Origin of the sequence: Flavobacterium pectinovorum (assembly GCF_900142715.1) — a bacterium.
Taxonomy (GTDB): Bacteria; Bacteroidota; Bacteroidia; order Flavobacteriales; family Flavobacteriaceae; genus Flavobacterium; species Flavobacterium pectinovorum.
The window spans coordinates 741,196-760,089 of record NZ_FRBX01000001.1 but is presented as its reverse complement, the minus strand read 5'-3'; the positions used below and the strand labels follow the sequence as shown (position 1 = coordinate 760,089).

Annotated in this window: 13 protein-coding genes; 7 read left to right on the top strand and 6 right to left on the bottom strand. The window is 32.8% G+C overall.

Going from position 1 to position 18,894, the window contains the following annotated elements; genetic code table 11:
* The 5 genes from BUE22_RS03105 to corA form a co-directional block, all read right to left on the bottom strand.
* Positions 1–3,006 carry a SusC/RagA family TonB-linked outer membrane protein gene (locus BUE22_RS03105; protein ID WP_073393678.1) on the bottom strand — a complete coding sequence of 1,002 codons (3,006 nt, stop codon included), beginning with the start codon at positions 3,004–3,006 and terminating at the stop codon, positions 1–3.
* A gap of 244 nt (positions 3,007–3,250) precedes the next feature.
* Positions 3,251–5,995 (bottom strand): helix-turn-helix and ligand-binding sensor domain-containing protein, encoded by a 2,745-nt coding sequence (locus tag BUE22_RS03100; RefSeq protein WP_073393677.1) that lies wholly within the window; start codon positions 5,993–5,995, stop codon positions 3,251–3,253.
* A 104-nt stretch (positions 5,996–6,099) separates the two neighbouring features.
* Positions 6,100–7,284, bottom strand: a complete 1,185-nt coding sequence (locus BUE22_RS03095; protein ID WP_073393676.1) for an acetate/propionate family kinase — start codon at positions 7,282–7,284, stop codon at positions 6,100–6,102.
* 193 nt (positions 7,285–7,477) lie between these two features.
* Entirely contained in the window at positions 7,478–9,571 is a 2,094-nt protein-coding gene (gene pta, locus BUE22_RS03090) for a phosphate acetyltransferase (RefSeq protein WP_073393675.1), read from the bottom strand.
* A 63-nt stretch (positions 9,572–9,634) separates the two neighbouring features.
* Positions 9,635–10,705 carry a magnesium/cobalt transporter CorA gene (corA, locus tag BUE22_RS03085; RefSeq protein ID WP_073393674.1) on the bottom strand — a complete coding sequence of 357 codons (1,071 nt, stop codon included), beginning with the start codon at positions 10,703–10,705 and terminating at the stop codon, positions 9,635–9,637.
* 178 nt (positions 10,706–10,883) lie between these two features.
* On the opposite strand from corA, the gene BUE22_RS03080 reads away from it, so the two are divergent.
* Positions 10,884–11,486 carry a transposase gene (locus BUE22_RS03080; RefSeq protein WP_073393673.1) on the top strand — a complete coding sequence of 201 codons (603 nt, stop codon included), beginning with the start codon at positions 10,884–10,886 and terminating at the stop codon, positions 11,484–11,486.
* Positions 11,487–11,709: 223 nt separating this feature from the next.
* Here BUE22_RS03080 and dnaK read toward each other — a convergent pair whose 3' ends face one another.
* Positions 11,710–13,596, bottom strand: a complete 1,887-nt coding sequence (gene dnaK / locus BUE22_RS03075) for a molecular chaperone DnaK (protein ID WP_073393672.1) — start codon at positions 13,594–13,596, stop codon at positions 11,710–11,712.
* A gap of 381 nt (positions 13,597–13,977) precedes the next feature.
* On the opposite strand from dnaK, the gene BUE22_RS03070 reads away from it, so the two are divergent.
* The 6 genes from BUE22_RS03070 (at position 13,978) to BUE22_RS03045 (ending at position 18,815) form a co-directional block, all read left to right on the top strand.
* Complete coding sequence (locus tag BUE22_RS03070; RefSeq protein WP_073393671.1) at positions 13,978–15,249, top strand: Na+/H+ antiporter; 1,272 nt, start codon at positions 13,978–13,980, stop codon at positions 15,247–15,249.
* 68 nt (positions 15,250–15,317) lie between these two features.
* The gene (locus BUE22_RS03065; protein ID WP_073393670.1) at positions 15,318–16,028 is read left to right on the top strand and encodes a hypothetical protein; all 711 of its coding nucleotides are present in this window, start codon (positions 15,318–15,320) and stop codon (positions 16,026–16,028) included.
* Between the two features lie 220 nt (positions 16,029–16,248).
* Entirely contained in the window at positions 16,249–16,635 is a 387-nt protein-coding gene (locus BUE22_RS03060; protein ID WP_159438455.1) for an RDD family protein, read from the top strand.
* A 48-nt stretch (positions 16,636–16,683) separates the two neighbouring features.
* Entirely contained in the window at positions 16,684–17,709 is a 1,026-nt protein-coding gene (locus BUE22_RS03055; RefSeq protein WP_073393668.1) for a saccharopine dehydrogenase family protein, read from the top strand.
* 6 nt (positions 17,710–17,715) lie between these two features.
* The gene (locus BUE22_RS03050; protein ID WP_124020486.1) at positions 17,716–18,303 is read left to right on the top strand and encodes a hypothetical protein; all 588 of its coding nucleotides are present in this window, start codon (positions 17,716–17,718) and stop codon (positions 18,301–18,303) included.
* Between the two features lie 74 nt (positions 18,304–18,377).
* Entirely contained in the window at positions 18,378–18,815 is a 438-nt protein-coding gene (locus tag BUE22_RS03045; protein WP_042564291.1) for an acyl-CoA thioesterase, read from the top strand.
* Positions 18,816–18,894: the final 79 nt, after the last annotated feature.

Genomic DNA, 18,894 nt, shown 5'->3' with positions numbered 1-18,894 from the left:
TTAAAATTTTAAATTAGCACCTATAACAAATGATCTCAATGATGGGTAAGCATCTAACTCAACCCCTTGAGTGCCTTCAACTAACTTACCATCAGACACAACATCTGGTGAAAATCCTGAGAATTTTTGTGTGATAAATGGGTTAATTGCGTTTACATAAATTCGGCAAAAGCTAATAAACTGATCTTCTTTAAGAGGAAGTTTATATCCTAAAGTAATGTTATTGATTCTAAAAAAATCTGCAGACTCCAAGTAATAAGTTGAAGCAAAAGGAGTTAAATTAGAAGGTGCAGGATTAGAAGCTGTAGTATTAGTTGGTGTCCAGAAATCACGAGCTGTTGAAGCCTCTATGTTTTCACCTCCAAAACGCTGCGCTTTTTTTCCATTATATACTTTTGATCCTCCAACACCGTAACCGTCAACAGAAAAATCGATGTTTTTGTAATTTACTCCTAAAGTAACTCCATAATTAGAAGTAGGTAAAAGAGAACCTACATACTTTTTGTCTTTAAGTTCGTCTAATCCTGATTGAGCAACTTTAGAACCATCTGCTTTGTAGTACAACATTTGACCGTTTGTTGGATCAACTCCTGCATACTCATACATATAAAAACTACCTAATGGCTGACCTACAGAAGTGTTATCAAGAATTTTGGTGTTTTGACCATTTCCTAAACTTCCTCCAATAATTGGATTTAACTGAACATTTTTAAGGCTTGTAAGCTCATTTTTATTATGAGAAAAATTTCCGCCTACCCAATAGCTTAAATTGTCGTTTATTTTATCATCCCAACGTAATGCAATTTCATAACCTTTGTTAGATACTTCTCCAACATGTGCAGGTGTAGCTACAGTAATTCCTGAGCTTGAATATGGCTTAACATTCAAAATTGTATTTGTTGTATTTTTATCATACAAATCAAAAGATCCTTTTAATCTACTGTTCAATACTTCAAAATCAAAACCTCCTGAAAGTTCTTCAACAATTTCCCAAGATAAATTAGGATCTACCTGAGAATTTACGGTAGTACCAGAACCTAAACCACCATAATCTAATCCAGAAGTTAATAACTGAGTATTAAGAGGCACATTTTGATTTCCTAATCTACCCCAAGATCCTCTAATTTTTAATAAATTAATTGGTTCTACATTACTTAAGAAGCTTTCTTTAGATACAATCCAACCTAAACCAACTGATGGAAATGTTCCCCAGCGTTTGTCTTCAGCAAATTGTGATGATCCGTCACGTCTTACAGTACCTGTAACCAAATATTTGTCTAACAATTTATATTGAAAACGTGCAAAATAAGATGCCAGTCTTCTTTGATTCAAAGCTTCATCTTTAAAACCTGTAACAGATCCTGCAACATTAACATCTTTTAAAGACCAGTAATTTGAGTTTGCATTTACATTCTTTCTGTCAATAGTTAACTTTTCTCTTGTTCCTTGTACATTCGCCTCAATACCCGCTGTAACTTCAACGTCATGAATATCAGCAAAAACTTTATTATAAGTAAAGTAATTGGACAAATTCCAGTTAAAGTATTGATCTCTGTTTCTTGTCAAAGTGTTTGTGTTCAAACTATTAGTATCGTAACCTGATTGTACACGAGTTGGATCAGCTGATAACCAAAGTGCTAAATTATCAACATAATTATATTGTTTGTAGGTATAAAATTCTCCATTGAATTGTGAAGTAAATTTTAAAGATTTGATAATATCATAATCTAATTTCAATCCACCTTGCAACATAACAGTTTGTTGCTGCTCATTTGTATAATCCAATTGAGCTACCGGATTTCCAACATTGTTAAAAGATGCTCCGGTTTCAGCTACAACTCCATTAGAAACAAATGGCACACCATATTTTCCATCAGCGTAACGCACAGGAACTAGTGGAGATTGTCTGTAAGCATTTGTAAATGCGCTCAAAGGCATTGGTGTATTCTTAATAGTACTTACACTTAAATTCTGGGTTATTTTAACTTTTTCTGAAAGTTTAAACTCATTATTGTTTCTGATAGTAGTACGTCCGTAATCAGATCCGTTTAAAATTCCTTTTTCTTCATAATTCCCAACACTAAAAAAGTATTTTACATTTTCTGAAGATCCTGAGATTGCAATATTGTTTTGAGTATAGGTTCCTGTTCTTGTAATCGCATCTAACCAATCTGTATTATAAGGCTGATTTGCAGAGAATCTGCCTTGCGGAAAATCGTTGCTGTAAGCAGCATTACTATAGCGAACATACTCGTCACTATTTGCCATTTTTACTTTTTTCAAAGGGCTTCTAATACCAGCAAAACTTTCAACATCTACAGTAAGTTTCCCTTTTCCGGCTTTTGTTGTAATCATAATTACTCCATTTGCCCCTCTGGTTCCATAAATAGCTAATGAAGAAGCATCTTTCAAAATCTCGTAAGATGTAATATCATTACTATTAATGTTATTGATGTTATCAGTTGGCATACCGTCTACAACATATAAAGGATTTCTTCCTCCTAATGCAGTACCAGCTCCCCTGATTACAACTGAAGGTGTACTTCCAGGCGCATCTGAAGTAGATACCTGAACACCAGCCGCCTTACCTTGTATAGCCTGCGATGCATTTGCAACCTTCATTTTGGTAATTTCCTCCGATTTAATTGAGCTTACAGCCGAAGTATTATCAATTTTCTTTCTTGTACCATATCCAATTACTACAACTTCTTTCAAGGCAGTATCACCTGATTCTTTTAATGTAATTGACATTGGTTCTGCTGTTGCGGGTACAGATACAGCGTCGAAACCAAGCATTGAGATTTTTATAATCTCACCCACTTTAGCATTTATTGTAAAATTTCCGTCGAAATCAGCATCAGCAGAAGTTCGTGAATTGGGAGCGCTAATAACTGCTCCGGGAATTCCCATTCCACTACTGTCTACTACTTTTCCTTTAATTGCTTGTCCAGACATATAAGCCGGAAGAAGCAAGAGTGCTAAAAAGCTAAAAATAAAATTTTTCATACAGTTCGTAATCGTTTAAGTTAGTAGAGCCAAATTAAACAATTACAACGTTGTAGTACATCAAATACCACTACTACATAGCTACATCATTATGTTAAAACATTAATATATTGTGCTAAAAATCAAAGCTTTAAATGTTAATTTCATTTCCTTAACATAACCTTATGATGTAGTAATGATGTATTGTAATTCTATAAAAAATGATGTAGAAAAATATAAAATATGTAAAAAACAAATGCAAATCTTACAGACTTAATAAAAACTTTGACAGATTTTCTTCCTGTGAGAGATTTAATTTCTTTCTAAGGCGATATCTATGTAATTCTACACCTCTGAAAGAGATATTCATCATAGGGGCAATTTCCTTTGATGAAAGATTCATTTTAAGATAAACACACAATTTTATATCTTTTGGAGTTAAATTTGGAAACTTCTTTGAAAGATTTATAATGAACTCATTATGGATTTGGTTCAGATTGGTTTCAAAAATTTCCCACTCGTGTTTATTGACTTCATTTATCTTAATTGCCTTTTTAATTTCACTTTTAAGTTTGTTGAAATCTTTTTCAGAATCCAAAATGCTTTGGATATTTTCAATCATCTCACTTTGTTTGGCTATAGACAATGACTTTCCGGCAACTTCGGATGATTTAGTTTGTAGTTCCAATTCTAAAATATGTTTTTCATACTCCTGAATATTTAATTCGTTTTCAGCCTTCAACTCCATTTCAAGAATTTCTCTTTGATGTTTTAATTCCTCGGCCTGCAATTTTAATTTTTGCATATAACGAAGTTTATTCCATTTGTAATAGAAAAATAAAACCGCTCCAATTATTAAAAGATACAATAAGATCATCCAAAAAGAAAAGTACCAGGGCTGAGCTACTTTAAATTCAAAACTTGATACTTTGTCATAATTAGCACCATCGTGTTTATAGACTACCATTGAATGATAGCCACTGCTCAAATTATTCAGCACAATCAATCCATCTGAAATTGGACTAAAATCTTTGCTATTATTTAATTTGTAAAACAAATTTGGTTTGCTGGCTCCATAAATTCCAGATATAACATTAATTTTCAGCTCGGTGTTGTATTTAATTTTAGAATCATCAGGAATTAAATTTCCATCATTAAAAGCTTCAACTTTTATCTGTGTATTTTGCTTATTTTCATACTTCAATTGAAGAGAAATAAAACCATCATCAAGATTTAATAAATAATGATTCTTGTTTTTAAAAATTCTCAGGTTGTCATTGATTAATTTTCCTTTATAATATTTCTCCTGAATAATATTCCAAACAAATTTATTTCCCTTAACATATATATGGTATAAAATTCCATCCTGAAGTACCATAAAATGATCTTCATCTATGCCAATTACATCAGAAACGTTCTTGAAATTTTCATTAAACAATTCGTTTTCTTCAAGTTTGTTGGTTATCGAATTATACGTATACCAAGAATTGTTGATTAAGAAGAGTATTTCATTTCTAAATTCAAAAATCTTAACTCCAAAGTCATTTTTGATTTTACTTTGCTGGGTTACATTCTCAATTTTCTTAGTTTTATAGTTATCGTCGTATAAAACACGATACAAACCACGATAATTATCTGCTGCCCAAATTTCATTCTTTTTATTTTGGGCAACGTATTTAATTGGTTTAGTAAAATCGTTAATTACTTTATATTTAGTAAGGTCTAAAGGATTATCATAAACCAAAACGCCACTATAAGTAGATTGAAAATAAGTATCATTGATGCTGCTTTTCGATAAATTCCACCCTCCGCTTACTTTATTTATCTTGCTTAAAAATCCATTATCATATGAAAATGTTCCGTCATTATGACCAATAATATATTTTTCATTTATTTTAGTAATATTCCAGCCCTGACCCTGTGTGTTAGGTATCATTTTAAATTTTCCGGAATCAAATTCAAAAACACCGTGATTTGAAGCAATTAAATATCCCTTATTAGTTGTAGCAACAGAATAAATAGAACCTAACGTTCCTGAATTATCGTAAAAAAAGGAGATTGGCGAATTTACTTCAACATGTGCAATTCCGTTATCTAACCCCAGCCACAAATCATTTTCTTTATCAAAGCCAATACTTAAAATAGAATTATTCATTAAAACATTGCTTCTATCAATGTTTTTATAGGTGTCTGTATTAAAATCATAAATAAAAACTCCCCTGTTTCCGGTTCCAACAACCAGTTTGTTTGTTTTTATAAATTTAGCAATATTAATTGTAGCTGCTTTTAATGTTTCATTCAATGGATTGTTCCAGGGTTTTAATCCATTATTTTCAATGATAAAAATTCCTTTTTTCTGAGTAAAAATATAGAACTTGTCATTATATTTCTCAATTGCATGTACAACTGTGTTTTTTAAAACATTCCAGCCTTTTGGATTCGAAATTTTGGAGCCATCCATTTTAAAAAGACCTTTTTCAACAGAAGCAACGTAAACATTCTTATTGATTACAAAACAATAAGAAATTAAAAATGGAAATTTAATTTTTTGAATATGTTTTCCGTCATAAATAAAAACATCGTTAAACGACTGGAAATAAATAGAACCATTAAATCTGAAAATTTTCCAGATTTCTTCGTTATCTTTTTCATCAAACAAACGCAGATTTTTGGTAATCGAAACATATCGCATTTTACCATCTTTTCTGTACCAATAACCAAATTCCTTATAAGAACCGGAATAAATCTTATCGCCTTCGATCATAATTGAACGAATAATGGTTTTATTCGGCAATGTATATTTTTCCCACATTACACCATCATATCGCAATAAGTAGTGATTATTAGCAAAATACATCGCATTATCCTTTCCCTGAGCAACATTCCAAATTTGATTATCACCCTGATAATCTGATTTATTATAGTTTTCAACGAAAGGAAGTAATTCTTGTGCTTGAATTTGAGAAGCGATGAAAAAGAAGAAAAATAATTTTAGAAGTATCGATTTCAAAATATTCAGATTTATATTCAAAGATAATGACAAATATTCAATTCTTATAAGTAAAAAAGCTTCTCGGTTGAGAAGCTTTTTTACTTATAAAGTGGATTTTAAATTTAGTTTTGAAGCAATTGATAAACCTGATTGGCAATTTCATATTCTTCATCTGTTGGTATAACCAAAACTTTTGTTTTTGAATTTGGCTTACTAATTTCTCTGATTGATTTCGAACGAACCTGATTTTTTTCTTGATCTAATTCAATTCCGAAATAGTCCATATCAGTACAAACCAATTTTCGCATATAAGATGAATTTTCACCAATTCCGGCAGTAAAAATAATAGCGTCCAGACCATTTAAAGCTGCGGTATAAGAGCCTATATATTTTCGAATTCTGTAAGCGTTCATTAATAAAGCCAATTGACAATCTTTATTTCCTTTCTCGGCTTCTGCTTCAATATCACGCAAATCACTATAACCTGTAAGCCCTAGCATTCCGCTTTGTTTTAGTAAAATTGCATTTACTTCATCTGCAGTGTAGCTTAAATTTTTAGTCAGATAAAAAATTACCGATTGATCGATATCTCCGGCACGGGTTCCCATAATCAAGCCATTTGCAGGCGAAAATCCCATGGTATGATCGATACTTTTTCCGTCTTTAACCGCTGTCATACTACACCCGTTCCCTAAGTGAATTGTGATTATTTTAGAATTATTTTCTAAATAACCTATCGCTTTTTCAGATACATATTTGTGACTTGTTCCGTGAAAACCATAAACACGAACCTTATTCTCTGTTAAAAGGTAATTTGGAATCGCATATTTGTATGCTTCAACCGGAATTGTCTGATGAAAAGCTGTATCAAAAACTGCGACTTGTTTTGCATCCGAAAAAATTTCTTCGGCAACAGTAATTCCAACCAAATGTGCCGGATTATGTAAAGGCGCTAATTCTGAAAGTTCTTTTATTTTTTCTTTAACCTCTTCTGTTATAATTGTTGTGTCAGAGAAATAACTTCCTCCATGCACCACACGATGTCCAACTGCGCCAATTTCTGAAGTCGATTTTATAACTCCTTTTTCAGCATCTAAAAGCATATCGGCAACTTTTTGCAAACCTACTTTATGGTTCGCAATTGGAAGCAATTCTTCTAATGAATCTGAAGCTGTTTTGAACGTAACATTTGAAGTTTCTAAGCCAATTCTATCAATCATACCGCTACAAATTACTTCGTTTGTTGGCATAATCATTAATTGGTATTTTATTGATGAACTTCCTGAGTTTATAATTAATATTTTCATTTTTTATGTTTTTGCCACGAAGGCACTAAGTCACTAAGTTTTTTTACTAAAGGGTCAAGCCTATATTTTTTAAGAACGCAAATTTGGACGCTGATGACGCAGATTGCTAAAGCAAAACGCGGATGAAAACGGATTTTTTAAAATTATAATGTGAAAAACTAATGATTAATAATTAATAATTCACAATTAATAATTAAAGTCCCTGCGCCTGAATTGCTGTAATTACAACTGTATTTATAATATCATCTACAGTACAGCCACGGCTTAAATCGTTAACAGGCTTGTTTAAACCTTGCAACATTGGTCCGATGGCTAATGCTCCGGTTTCTCTTTGTACGGCTTTATAGGTATTATTTCCTGTATTTAAATCAGGGAAAATAAGTACGCTCGCCTGCCCTGCCACTTCAGAATCCGGCATTTTGCTTTTTCCTACGGCGCGATCTACTGCGGCATCATATTGAATTGGCCCTTCGATTTTTAAATCAGGACGTTTTTGTTTTACAATCTCAGTTGCGGCTCTTACTTTTTCTACTTCATCTCCTTTTCCTGATGAACCGGAAGAATAAGAAAGCATGGCAATTTTAGGTTCAATTCCGAAAGCTGAACTTGATTCTGCCGAAGAAATTGCAATTTCTGCCAATTGTTCTGCGGTTGGATTTGGGTTAATAGCACAATCTCCAAAAACAGAAACACGATCTTCCAGACACATAAAAAATACGGATGAAACTACAGATGAATTTGGTTTTGTTTTAATGAATTGTAATGCCGGCAAAATAGTATGTTGTGTTGTATGCGCGGCTCCGGAAACCATTCCGTCAGCGTGACCTTTATACACCATCATGGTTCCGAAATACGAAACGTCTTCCATTAAATCTCTTGCCATTGTAATACTTACATTTTTGGCTTTTCTAAGCTCATAATAAGTATTGGCGTAATCTTCATAATTTTTTGATTCGCTCGGATTTATAATATTTACTTTCGAAAAATCAAATGTGATTCCGAGTTCTGTAACTTTACTTTCAATTTGTTTTTTATCTCCAATAATCGAAATATCAACCACATCCATATCTAATAATCTTGAAGCAGCAATGATAATTCGATCATCATTTCCTTCTGGCAAAACAATATGTTTACGATGCTGTTTGGCTCTTTTCACCATATTGTACTGAAACATTTTTGGTGTCATTCCTTCAGGTACAAAAGTGATTAACCTTTCGGATAATGCTTCATTATCAACATATTTTTCGAATGTTGTAATGGAAGTTTCTATTTTGTGGGTGTTGTTGGCATAAATTTCAGATTTTATCGCACCAATTCGGTTTGTAATATGATACGTTCCGCCATCAACAGCAATAATTGGTACAATTGCAGAAAGTCCTTCAATAAGCTTTAAAATGCTTTCCTCGGGAACAATATTTCCGGTTAAAATAATCCCTGAAATAGTCGGATAATTTGCTGATTCATTGGCTTGTAAAGCACCTAAAATAATATCAGAACGATCCCCCGGAGTAATTACAAGTGCATTATTATGCAAATGCACTAAATAATTATGCAATTGCATTGCTCCCACACTAAAGTGCCCGATTTCATTGTTCAGATAATTTTCTCCAAACAAAACTTTGGCATCCAGTTCATTTACAATTTCCTGCATTGTTGGATTATTCAAACTTGAAATAAGCGGAATTGTATTAATCAAAACATTCGCTGGTAAACTTTTTTGAAGACTTTTTGTAACCAGCTCAATATTTTCCGGCTGAACTTTATTGGCAAAAACCGATAAAACCTCAACTTCTTTTACTTTGAAAGAATCATAAACCAAATAAAGGCTGTCTACCAATTCTTCTAATGTTTTACCAACTCCTGAACCAATAATTATAGTAGGAATTCCGAGATTTTTTGCAATTAAAACATTCAAATCCAATTCGATTGAAGTTCCTTCGCCCGTAAAGCTTGTTCCTTCCACAAGAACAAAATCAAAACGTTCTTCCAGCTTTTTATATTTCTCGATAATAAGATCCAGAACCTCACCTATTTTTCCTTTATTTTTCTTCTTGATCAGCTTGCTTTTTGTAATGGCATATGCGTCTTCAAACTTAATATCAAGGTTAAAATAAGAGAGAACAGTTTCGATATGATTGTCTTGTTCTCCATCGACAAAATCTTCAACTATAGGCCTAAAATAACCTACTTTAGCCGTTTTACCAATCAAAATGCTCATCAAACCGAGTGTAATAATCGATTTACCGCTATTTTGATCGCTTGTGGCTATATATATTGCTTTACTCATAGTTATTTATATTGATTCTAAACAAAGATAATCTAAATGAAAAATTTTCAACTGAAACAAACGTTAAAACCAACGTCTTTTTTTGAAATAAATGATAAGGGCAATTACCAATAAAAACATGGCTCCCATGACCATAAAATAGCCATTTCTGGCACGTAATTCCGGCATATAATCAAAGTTCATTCCATAAACTCCCACAATAAAAGTAAGCGGAATGAAGATTGCAGAAATGATTGTTAGCGTTTTCATGATCTCATTCATTTTTCGGCTTTGTTCCGAAAAATAAAAATTTGAAGCGCTTTCTAATGAACTCATATCCGATTCAATTTGTTCTAAAAGTTCTAAACTTTTTTGATGCAATCTGATAAAGAAATTGAACGTATCTTTTTGAATGAGTTTATTTGTATCATCATCTTTAATCGTTTTCAAATAATACAGTGAATCCCGAAGCGGCAGAATGGCACGTTTTAGAAAATTGAAATTATCACGATGATTTTCAATCTTTTCCAGAATAATCGGATCTGCTCCTTTTTTGGTCAAATTGATTAATTCTTCAATTTTATCCTCTTCGTCTTCAATTGTAATGTAAAAATTTTCCATCACAGCATCCAACAGTAAATACAGTAGATAATCGACTTTTTTTGTGCGAACAATTCCTGCATGTGTGCGAAGACGCTCTCTAATGTGGGTAAAAAAGTCGCTACGTTTTTCCTGAAATGAAATTAAAACTCCATCTTTTAGAATAAAACTAAGCTGTTCAACACTTATATTATCTGAATATTCAGATGGCAAAAGCGATTTTATATTAAAAAACAGGATATCCTCTTGCTCTTGTAATTTGGTTCTTTTAGTGGTATTCAAAATATCTGCCAACAAAAAATCATCAACTTTAAAATGCGCTCCGATAGTTTTCATCAGATTAATATCATTTAATCCGTGGATATTCAGCCAGTTATTCTTAGAGTAATCTATACATGTATTTAAAGCCAGAATAGTAAATTTATCGTATTCAATAACGTCTTCATTATCATATACAAAAAGCTGCATCTCAGATTCATGATCTTTATGTGAGCCAGTATACTCTAAAGTGATATGTTGAAGCTTGCGCCCTTTCTTGTATTTTATCTTTCTCATTCAAAAAATCAATTATATAGTAATATTACAAAAAAGAATTCGAACGCGAAATGACAATTGTCATTTTGATGCGAGATAACTCAAAATACAATTAATTAATTTGTACTATTTTTACTACTTTTAATTAAACCGGACAGGTTTTAAAAACCTGTCTGGTTTGTCAACCAATAACCAATCGATGCAAATAATTGAACCACTTGAATTTGGAAAATATTACCATATTTATAATAGAGGAATTAACAGTGAAAATATTTTTAAAGAAAATAGAAATCATGAATATTTTTTAACTTTATATAATAAACATATCAACCCAATTGCTGAAACTTTTGCCTGGTGCTTACTCAAAAATCATTTCCATTTATTAGTTAGAATTAAAACAAGTGAAGAGATTCTACAAAATCAGCAAGAAAATGGAAGCAAAAAGATTATTGCACCATATCAATCCTTTGGTAATTTATTTAACGCCTATACAAAAGCAATCAATAAAGGATACAATAGACATGGAGCATTATTTGAACGATCATTTAAAAGAAAACTAATTGATAATGAATATTATTTACGATCTGTGATAAAATACATTCATTACAATCCTGTAAATCATGGATTTTGTCAACATCCTATAGAATATCCGTGGAGTTCTTATTTAACTTGCGTTTCTGAAAAACCAACTAAACTAAAACGTGAAAAAGTAATTTCTATATTTGAAAATATTGAGGGTTTAAAAATCTCTCATAGCAAAAATGAACAATTTGATTCTTTAGAGCGCTTTCTTAATTTATAAGTGATTAAGGTTATAAAAAACTAATACCCATAATCAAAATCCGCAAAAGAAACCGGACAGGTTTAACAACTAACCTGTATTAAGACTAAATATCCACAATCAAAATCCGCAAAGAAACCCGACAGGTTTTAAAAACCTGTCGGGTTTAAACCACAACGTAAAAATACCCCACAAAAAAACCGGACTATCACTAGTCCGGTTTTTCATTATCATTAAAGAAGAATTATTTTACTTCTTCGAATTCAACGTCTTCAACATTGTCACCTTGCGATTGCTCTTGTTGTGGAGCTGCTTGTTGACCTTGATCACCACCTTGAGCATACATAGCTTCTGTAGCTGTTTTCCAAGCTGCATTGATGTTGTCAAGAGCAGTTTGAATAGCTGGAATGTCTTGAGATTGGTGAGCCATTCTCAATTCAGTTAAAGCGTACTCTACAGCAACTTTGTGGTCGTCAGCTAATTTGCTTCCTAACTCTTTCAATTGAGACTCAGTTTGGAAGATCATTCCGTCAGCTTCGTTCAATTTTTCAGCTCTTTCTCTTGCGATTTTGTCAGATTCAGCATTAGCTTCAGCATCTTGCTTCATTTTTTCAATTTCTTCAGAAGTTAATCCAGAAGAAGCTTCGATACGAATATCGTGAGATTTACCTGTTCCTTTGTCAGTAGCAGTTACTTTAATGATACCATTAGCATCGATGTCAAAAGCAACTTCGATTTGAGGAACTCCTCTTGGTGCTGGTGGAATACCATCTAAGTGGAAACGACCGATAGTTTTATTATCAACAGCCATTGCTCTAGCTCCTTGCAAAACGTGAAGCTCAACAGATGGTTGAGAATCAGAAGCAGTAGAGAATACTTGAGATTTTTTAGTTGGGATAGTTGTGTTAGCCTCAATTAAGATAGTCATTACACCACCCATAGTTTCGATACCTAAAGATAAAGGAGTAACGTCAAGTAACAATACATCTTTTACATCTCCAGATAAAACTCCACCTTGAATAGCTGCTCCAATAGCAACAACTTCATCAGGATTAACTCCTTTAGATGCTTTTTTACCAAAGAATTTTTCAACTTCGTCAGCGATTCTTGGCATACGAGTAGAACCTCCAACAAGGATTACTTCGTCGATATCAGATGTAGATAAACCTGCATCTTTTAATGCTTTAGCAACTGGCTCCATAGAACGTTTTACTAAAGTATCAGATAATTGCTCAAATTTAGCTCTGGTTAATTTTTTCACTAAGTGTTTTGGTCCAGAAGCAGTAGCAGTTACGTATGGTAAGTTGATTTCAGTTTCAGCAGAAGATGATAATTCAATCTTAGCTTTCTCTGCAGCTTCTTTCAAACGTTGCAATGACATTGGATCTAAACGTAAATCAATACCTTCTTCAGATTTGAATTCGTCAGCTAACCAATCAATAATAACCTGGTCAAAATCATCTCCACCTAAGTGAGTATCACCATTTGTAGATAATACTTCGAATACACCGTCTCCTAATTCAAGAACAGAAATATCAAAAGTACCTCCACCTAAATCGTAAACAGCAATTTTTTGATCAGTTCCTTTTTTATCTAATCCATAAGCTAAAGCTGCTGCTGTAGGCTCGTTGATGATACGCATAACTTTAAGACCAGCAATTTCACCAGCTTCTTTAGTAGCTTGACGTTGTGCATCGTTAAAGTAAGCAGGAACAGTAATAACCGCTTCAGTTACAGTTTGACCTAAATAGTCTTCAGCAGTTTTTTTCATTTTTTGAAGTGTCATTGCTGACAATTCCTGAGCAGTGTATAAACGACCGTCAATATCCACACGTGGTGTATTGTTGTCACCTTTTACAACACTGTAAGGAACTCTTTTTGCCTCTTCCTGAGTTTCAGCAAAAGTGTGTCCCATAAAACGTTTAATAGAAGCAATCGTTTTTGTAGGATTCGTTACCGCTTGTCTTTTTGCAGGATCACCTACTTTAATTTCTCCACCTTCAACAAAAGCGATGATAGATGGCGTTGTTCTTTTTCCTTCTGCGTTAGGAATAACAACTGCTTCGTTACCTTCCATTACAGAAACACAAGAGTTCGTCGTACCTAAGTCAATTCCGATTATTTTACCCATTTTTTATATATTTAATTTTGATATACATTTTATAACTCAGGTGGCATAAGTCAATCTTTGTGCCAATATAAAAAACCAAAGTAAATTGTCAGTTTCATGTCGGCGCAATAAAAATCATCTGACAACATGACATTTTCAAAACCTGACAATCATGGCATATCAGTACTTTACGTGTCATTATAAGGAGCTGTTTCCTGCTGTCCGCTATATCTTTTCCTGGCTAAAGAAGCCAGAAAAAGCATGACTCCCGAAGCTTCGGGACCATCAGGGCTAGGGCAATCGTTTTCATCAGAACATATTCTTATTTTGACAGTTTATGTCTTTCAATATTTTCAATTAAATTCCGAAATACTTACATTAGCATTTTTCTAAAATATAAAAATGGAAAACTACAGCATCATTATTTTTATACTCGCCATCGTAATTGGTCTCTCTGCATTTGCAGATAAAGTAAAATTACCCTACCCAATTCTTTTAGTAATTGCCGGAATCGCAATTGGCTTTATCCCTTCAATGGGTGAAATCGAAATCAATCCCGAAATTATCTTTCTGATATTTCTACCGCCACTTTTGTATGATGCTTCTTTTAATATTTCTCCAAAACATTTTAAAACAAACCTGGGTACAATAAGCAATTTGGCAATACCATTGGTTTTTCTAACCACATTTTGGATCGCAGTCGTTTCACATTACATGATTCCCGGCATGAGCTGGCCGCTGTCTTTTGTACTCGGCGCCATACTTTCTGCCACAGATGCCGTTGCAGCAGTAAGCATAACAAAAGGTTTAGGAATACCCGAAAAAACCATTACAATACTCGAAGGAGAAAGTCTTATTAATGATGCCTCAGCCTTAGTTGCATATCGTTTTGCCGTAGCAGCCGCAATGGGCTCTGCGTTTATAATCTGGAAAGCCACACTTAACTTTGTATTATTATTAGGCGGAGGTTTTTTAGTTGGTTTTGTTATGGCAAAAATTTTATCCGTCATTCTTACCAAAGTCCATAAAAATACCAACGCTACCATTGGATTTATGCTTTTAATGCCATTTGTAACATATTTAATTGCAGAACATCTTCATGTTTCCGGAGTAATTGCTGTTGTAGTATTAGGTTTGGCAATTTCCCGTTTCAGTAATAAAATTTTTCCTCAAAACTTAAAAGACAGTTCAAAAAGCCTTTGGGACATTATTATTTTTCTTCTAAACGGATTAATCTTTATCCTAATCGGACTAAATTTTAGATATATCCTAAAAGATATTGATAACGATATGATTTTACCATACATTGGATATGCGCTTATTATTACTATTGTAGCATTATTGACCAGAATGGTAAGGATATTTTTTCAGAAATCAAGTCTTCAAAAAAGTTTCCTGAAGAATGACAAAAAAAGACGAAAAGTAAGCAAACACGCCTTACTTGATACCAAAAATAGTTTCATTATCAGCTGGTCCGGAATGCGCGGGATTGTTTCTCTTGCAATCGCTTTAGGTTTGCCAAAATTCCTCGAAGATGGAACTCCTTTTCCCCAACGAAATGCCATAATATTTATTTCTGTAGCCGTTGTACTTTTAACGCTTATTGGGCAAGGACTGACACTTCCGTGGATTGTAAAAAAGCTGAATTTAAAAGAAGAAGAGCAAAAAGAATAACAATTTGCAAATAACATATAATACAATTTTAGCTACATTAGCGTTCCATTAACAAAACCAAAAACCTAATGAAAAAATTACTTGTATTTGCATTTTCTCTTCTAATCTATTCAAATTCATATTGCCAAAAAACCGAATTGAGAGTGTCGCTGGATTCAGGACTTTCTTCTTTTAGTGGAGAAAGCGCAGAATCTTCTTCGTCTATAAATCTTTATAACAACTCAGATTCAGGATATACAAACAACCCTTATGGCTCAAAAAATGTACTTTCTTATGGTGTTTCTGTAAATTTAAAAAGAATAACCAAAGCTAATCTTATATACGGGATTGGTTTAGGTTACGAAAACATAGGAAGTAAAACTTCCATAACCTCTATATCTGTTTATGATGAAGTAAATAGTTTTAACGTTCCTGCTTCGGGAAAAACAATTATGAGTGTCAATACCATAAATGCAAATCCTTTTATAGGATATCGTTTTAATGCATCAAAATTACCAATTGATTTAGTAGCCGGTTTTGATTTCGCAAGCATTTTAAACACTAAAGAATGCGGAGACGCAACTGATGAAGACGAAAATAACTATACAACTTCTATAGACAGAAAAACAATAAGTACCGATTTTCGCCCGAGGATTCAGGTATCAACAGATTATAAAAAATTTGGGGTTTATCTGGGATATTCTTTCGGATTGCTAAATTATATGGAAGGATATGTTGGAGGCACAAATACCGTATATTCTAAAATTTTTAGATTTGGAATAACATATCAGGTTTTTTAAGAAAATAATTTTACAAACAAGAAAAATAAATATAATGGATCAGGAATTAGAAAGCCAATTTAACGAATTTGAAAAACCTCCTGTCATCAGAAGAAAACTTTTGCCCTTATCGGACAAGGGCTTACTTTGCCATGGATTGTAAAAAAATTAAATTCAAAACAAGGAACCTGAAAATTAATTACATTCGTTAAAAAAACATATGAAAGAAAAATACCCTTTTATGATAGAAAGAATACAATCAATACTAATTGATTCTGTTTTAATAATAGCATGTATGATTATTTTTTCTGATGTTTTATCTAACTTTAAAAATGTACCAGATACATTAAGAGCTTTTTTATTGATCTCTCTTTTCTTATACGAACCTATTGCAACAACTTTTGGCGGAACAATTGGTAATAATATTAAAGGAATCAGAGTTCGTAAAATTTCGAATGAAGATCAGGGAATTAATTTTTTCCAGGCATTAATTCGTTACTTTTTTAAGCTTTTATTAGGTTGGCTTTCGTTTGTTTCAATATTCTCAAGTAGTAAAAACAGAGCTCTTCATGATATCATAAGCGGAACCGTAATGATTAAAATTCAGCCAATATCAGTAAAAAATTAAATTTAAAGATAATCAGCATTATTTAAATATATTAAACTTATTTAATCGATGGAAAACAGCATTGCAATTTACGGCGCTTACGGACATACCGGAAAATTTATTACAGCTGAACTTCAAAGGCAAGGCTACAAATTAATTCTTTCCGGAAGAGATTATGAAAAGTTATTATATCTACAGCAACAATATCCGGATTCAGCGATAAAAGCCGCAGATATTAGTGATTCAAAATCATTAGACGAAGCATTTTTCGGAACAAAAGTTATTATAAACTGCGCTGGTCCTTTTTTAGACACGGCAGAACCTGTCATTCAATCGGCTTTGCGATTAGGAATTCATTATATAGATTTAAGTGCCGAACAAAAAGCTGTTTTGGATGTATTTGAAAAATTTTCGGAAAAGGCAAAATCAAACAAAATTTCAGTAATTCCTGCCGTTGCTTTTTACGGCGGATTAGCCGATTTATTAAGCACTGCCATAACTAAGGATTGGGACACAATTGACGAGATAAATGTTTACATTGGCCTGGATTCCTGGCATCCTACAAAAGGAACAAGATTAACCGGAGATAGAAATCATTACACAAGATTAACGGTAAAGGACAGCCGTTTACAGGAACTCCAGCCGAGTACTCCAATACAGTGGGATTTTAAAAATCCAATCGGAATTAAAGATGTTGTGGCTTTGCCTCTTTCAGAAATCATTACAATCTCGCGTCATTTAAAAGTAAATTCCATTAATACTTTCCTGAGCCAAAACTCATTAGATGATCTTCGAAATGCAGAAACTCCAGAACCAAAACCGACCGACGAAAAGAACAGATCATCTCAGCTTTTTTGTTTGGAAGTTGTTGCTACAAAAGACAATACAAAAAGAACTATTTTGGCACAAGGCCAAGATATATATGCCGTTACAGCGCCATTGGTTGTTGAAACTGTAAACAGAATGCTATCAGGAAAATTGAAGAAAACCGGTGTAACAACAATTGGTGAAGTATTTGACGCCTCTGATTTTTTACAATCATTAAATGAAGATGACATAACAATTTCAGTCATTGAAGAATCAAAATTAAAATAATTTATAATGCCCAAGTTTATATTTCCGTTTGTCTTTCTTTTTTCAGTAATGCTTTCTGCTCAAAATAATTTCACCAAAGAAATTACAAAAGTAAAAGGTGATTTAAATAAAGATGGTTTAATTGATTACGTTCAGGTTTTACAAGATACTATAAGTGAAACAGCGCCATATAAACTCGAAATTTATTTCGCAGAAACCAATGGTACTTTCAAAAAAATAATTTCTACAATCAAAGCAATAGATCAGCAATTTCCAGAAGGGAGAAACGGTTATTACAACGGAAATTCTTTTTATGAAATAACAATTATAAAAGGAATTTTAAGCATTCATAATGAACTTATTCGTGGGAATTTTGAACACAAATTCAGATATCAAAATGGAAATTTTGAATTAATTGGTTTCTCTCAAGTGTATTCTGACGGGCAGGGAACAATGGGAATGATTGATTTTAATCTTTCAACGGGAATCAGAATAAAAACAACAGAGCCTTACGGCGAAGACGATTTTCCGAAAACCAAAAACCAAACGAAAATGATGATTCGGCCGTTGCCAAAACTACAGGATTTTACGCCTTTTAAAACAGAGTATTACTAAGATTTAACTTTTCAAAAAAGTTGCCTTTCCTTTTTTATTTGTAATTTCGATTTTCATAAAATTATAAATAAAAAATGGCTTCATTTATCAAACAAATATCTTTTCGCTGGTCAGATCTTGACCCTAATTTTCACGTTCGTCATAGTGCTTATTACGATTTTGGTGCACAGCATCGTATCGAAATTTTAGAAGAATTAGGCTTAACTTTAAAAGTAATGCAAACACAGGGTTTTGGTCCTGTTTTATTTAGAGAAGAATGTGTTTTTAGAAAGGAATTAAAACTTTCAGACAAAATATTCATTCATACTAAAACATCAAAAATGAAAGCCGATGCTTCACGCTGGTCTATCATTCATGAATTTAGAAAAGAAGACGATACACTTTGTGCCGTAATTACCGTAGACGGGGCCTGGATGGATACGAAATTGCGTAAATTAGCTTCTCCAACGCCGGAAATTGCTATCGAAGCTTTAAGTATTTTTCCGAAAAGTGATGATTTTGTTGGACTTTAAAAAGAAATAAAAATTTAAAATCCAAAAACATAACCTCAATTATGTTTTTGGATTTTTTTTTTAGATCTTAATTATCCCA

What these genes read in the sequence shown, in the direction of transcription:
- BUE22_RS03070 (WP_073393671.1), top strand. Translation starts at nt 13,978, where the DNA reads ATGGAAAACTACAGCATCATTATTTTTATACTCGCCATCGTAATTGGT.
- dnaK (WP_073393672.1), bottom strand. Translation starts at nt 13,596, where the DNA reads ATGGGTAAAATAATCGGAATTGACTTAGGTACGACGAACTCTTGTGTT.
- corA (WP_073393674.1), bottom strand. Translation starts at nt 10,705, where the DNA reads ATGAGAAAGATAAAATACAAGAAAGGGCGCAAGCTTCAACATATCACT.
- BUE22_RS03065 (WP_073393670.1), top strand. Translation starts at nt 15,318, where the DNA reads ATGAAAAAATTACTTGTATTTGCATTTTCTCTTCTAATCTATTCAAAT.
- BUE22_RS03050 (WP_124020486.1), top strand. Translation starts at nt 17,716, where the DNA reads ATGCCCAAGTTTATATTTCCGTTTGTCTTTCTTTTTTCAGTAATGCTT.
- BUE22_RS03060 (WP_159438455.1), top strand. Translation starts at nt 16,249, where the DNA reads ATGATAGAAAGAATACAATCAATACTAATTGATTCTGTTTTAATAATA.
- BUE22_RS03095 (WP_073393676.1), bottom strand. Translation starts at nt 7,284, where the DNA reads ATGAAAATATTAATTATAAACTCAGGAAGTTCATCAATAAAATACCAA.
- BUE22_RS03080 (WP_073393673.1), top strand. Translation starts at nt 10,884, where the DNA reads ATGCAAATAATTGAACCACTTGAATTTGGAAAATATTACCATATTTAT.
- BUE22_RS03105 (WP_073393678.1), bottom strand. Translation starts at nt 3,006, where the DNA reads ATGAAAAATTTTATTTTTAGCTTTTTAGCACTCTTGCTTCTTCCGGCT.
- BUE22_RS03045 (WP_042564291.1), top strand. Translation starts at nt 18,378, where the DNA reads ATGGCTTCATTTATCAAACAAATATCTTTTCGCTGGTCAGATCTTGAC.
- BUE22_RS03055 (WP_073393668.1), top strand. Translation starts at nt 16,684, where the DNA reads ATGGAAAACAGCATTGCAATTTACGGCGCTTACGGACATACCGGAAAA.
- pta (WP_073393675.1), bottom strand. Translation starts at nt 9,571, where the DNA reads ATGAGTAAAGCAATATATATAGCCACAAGCGATCAAAATAGCGGTAAA.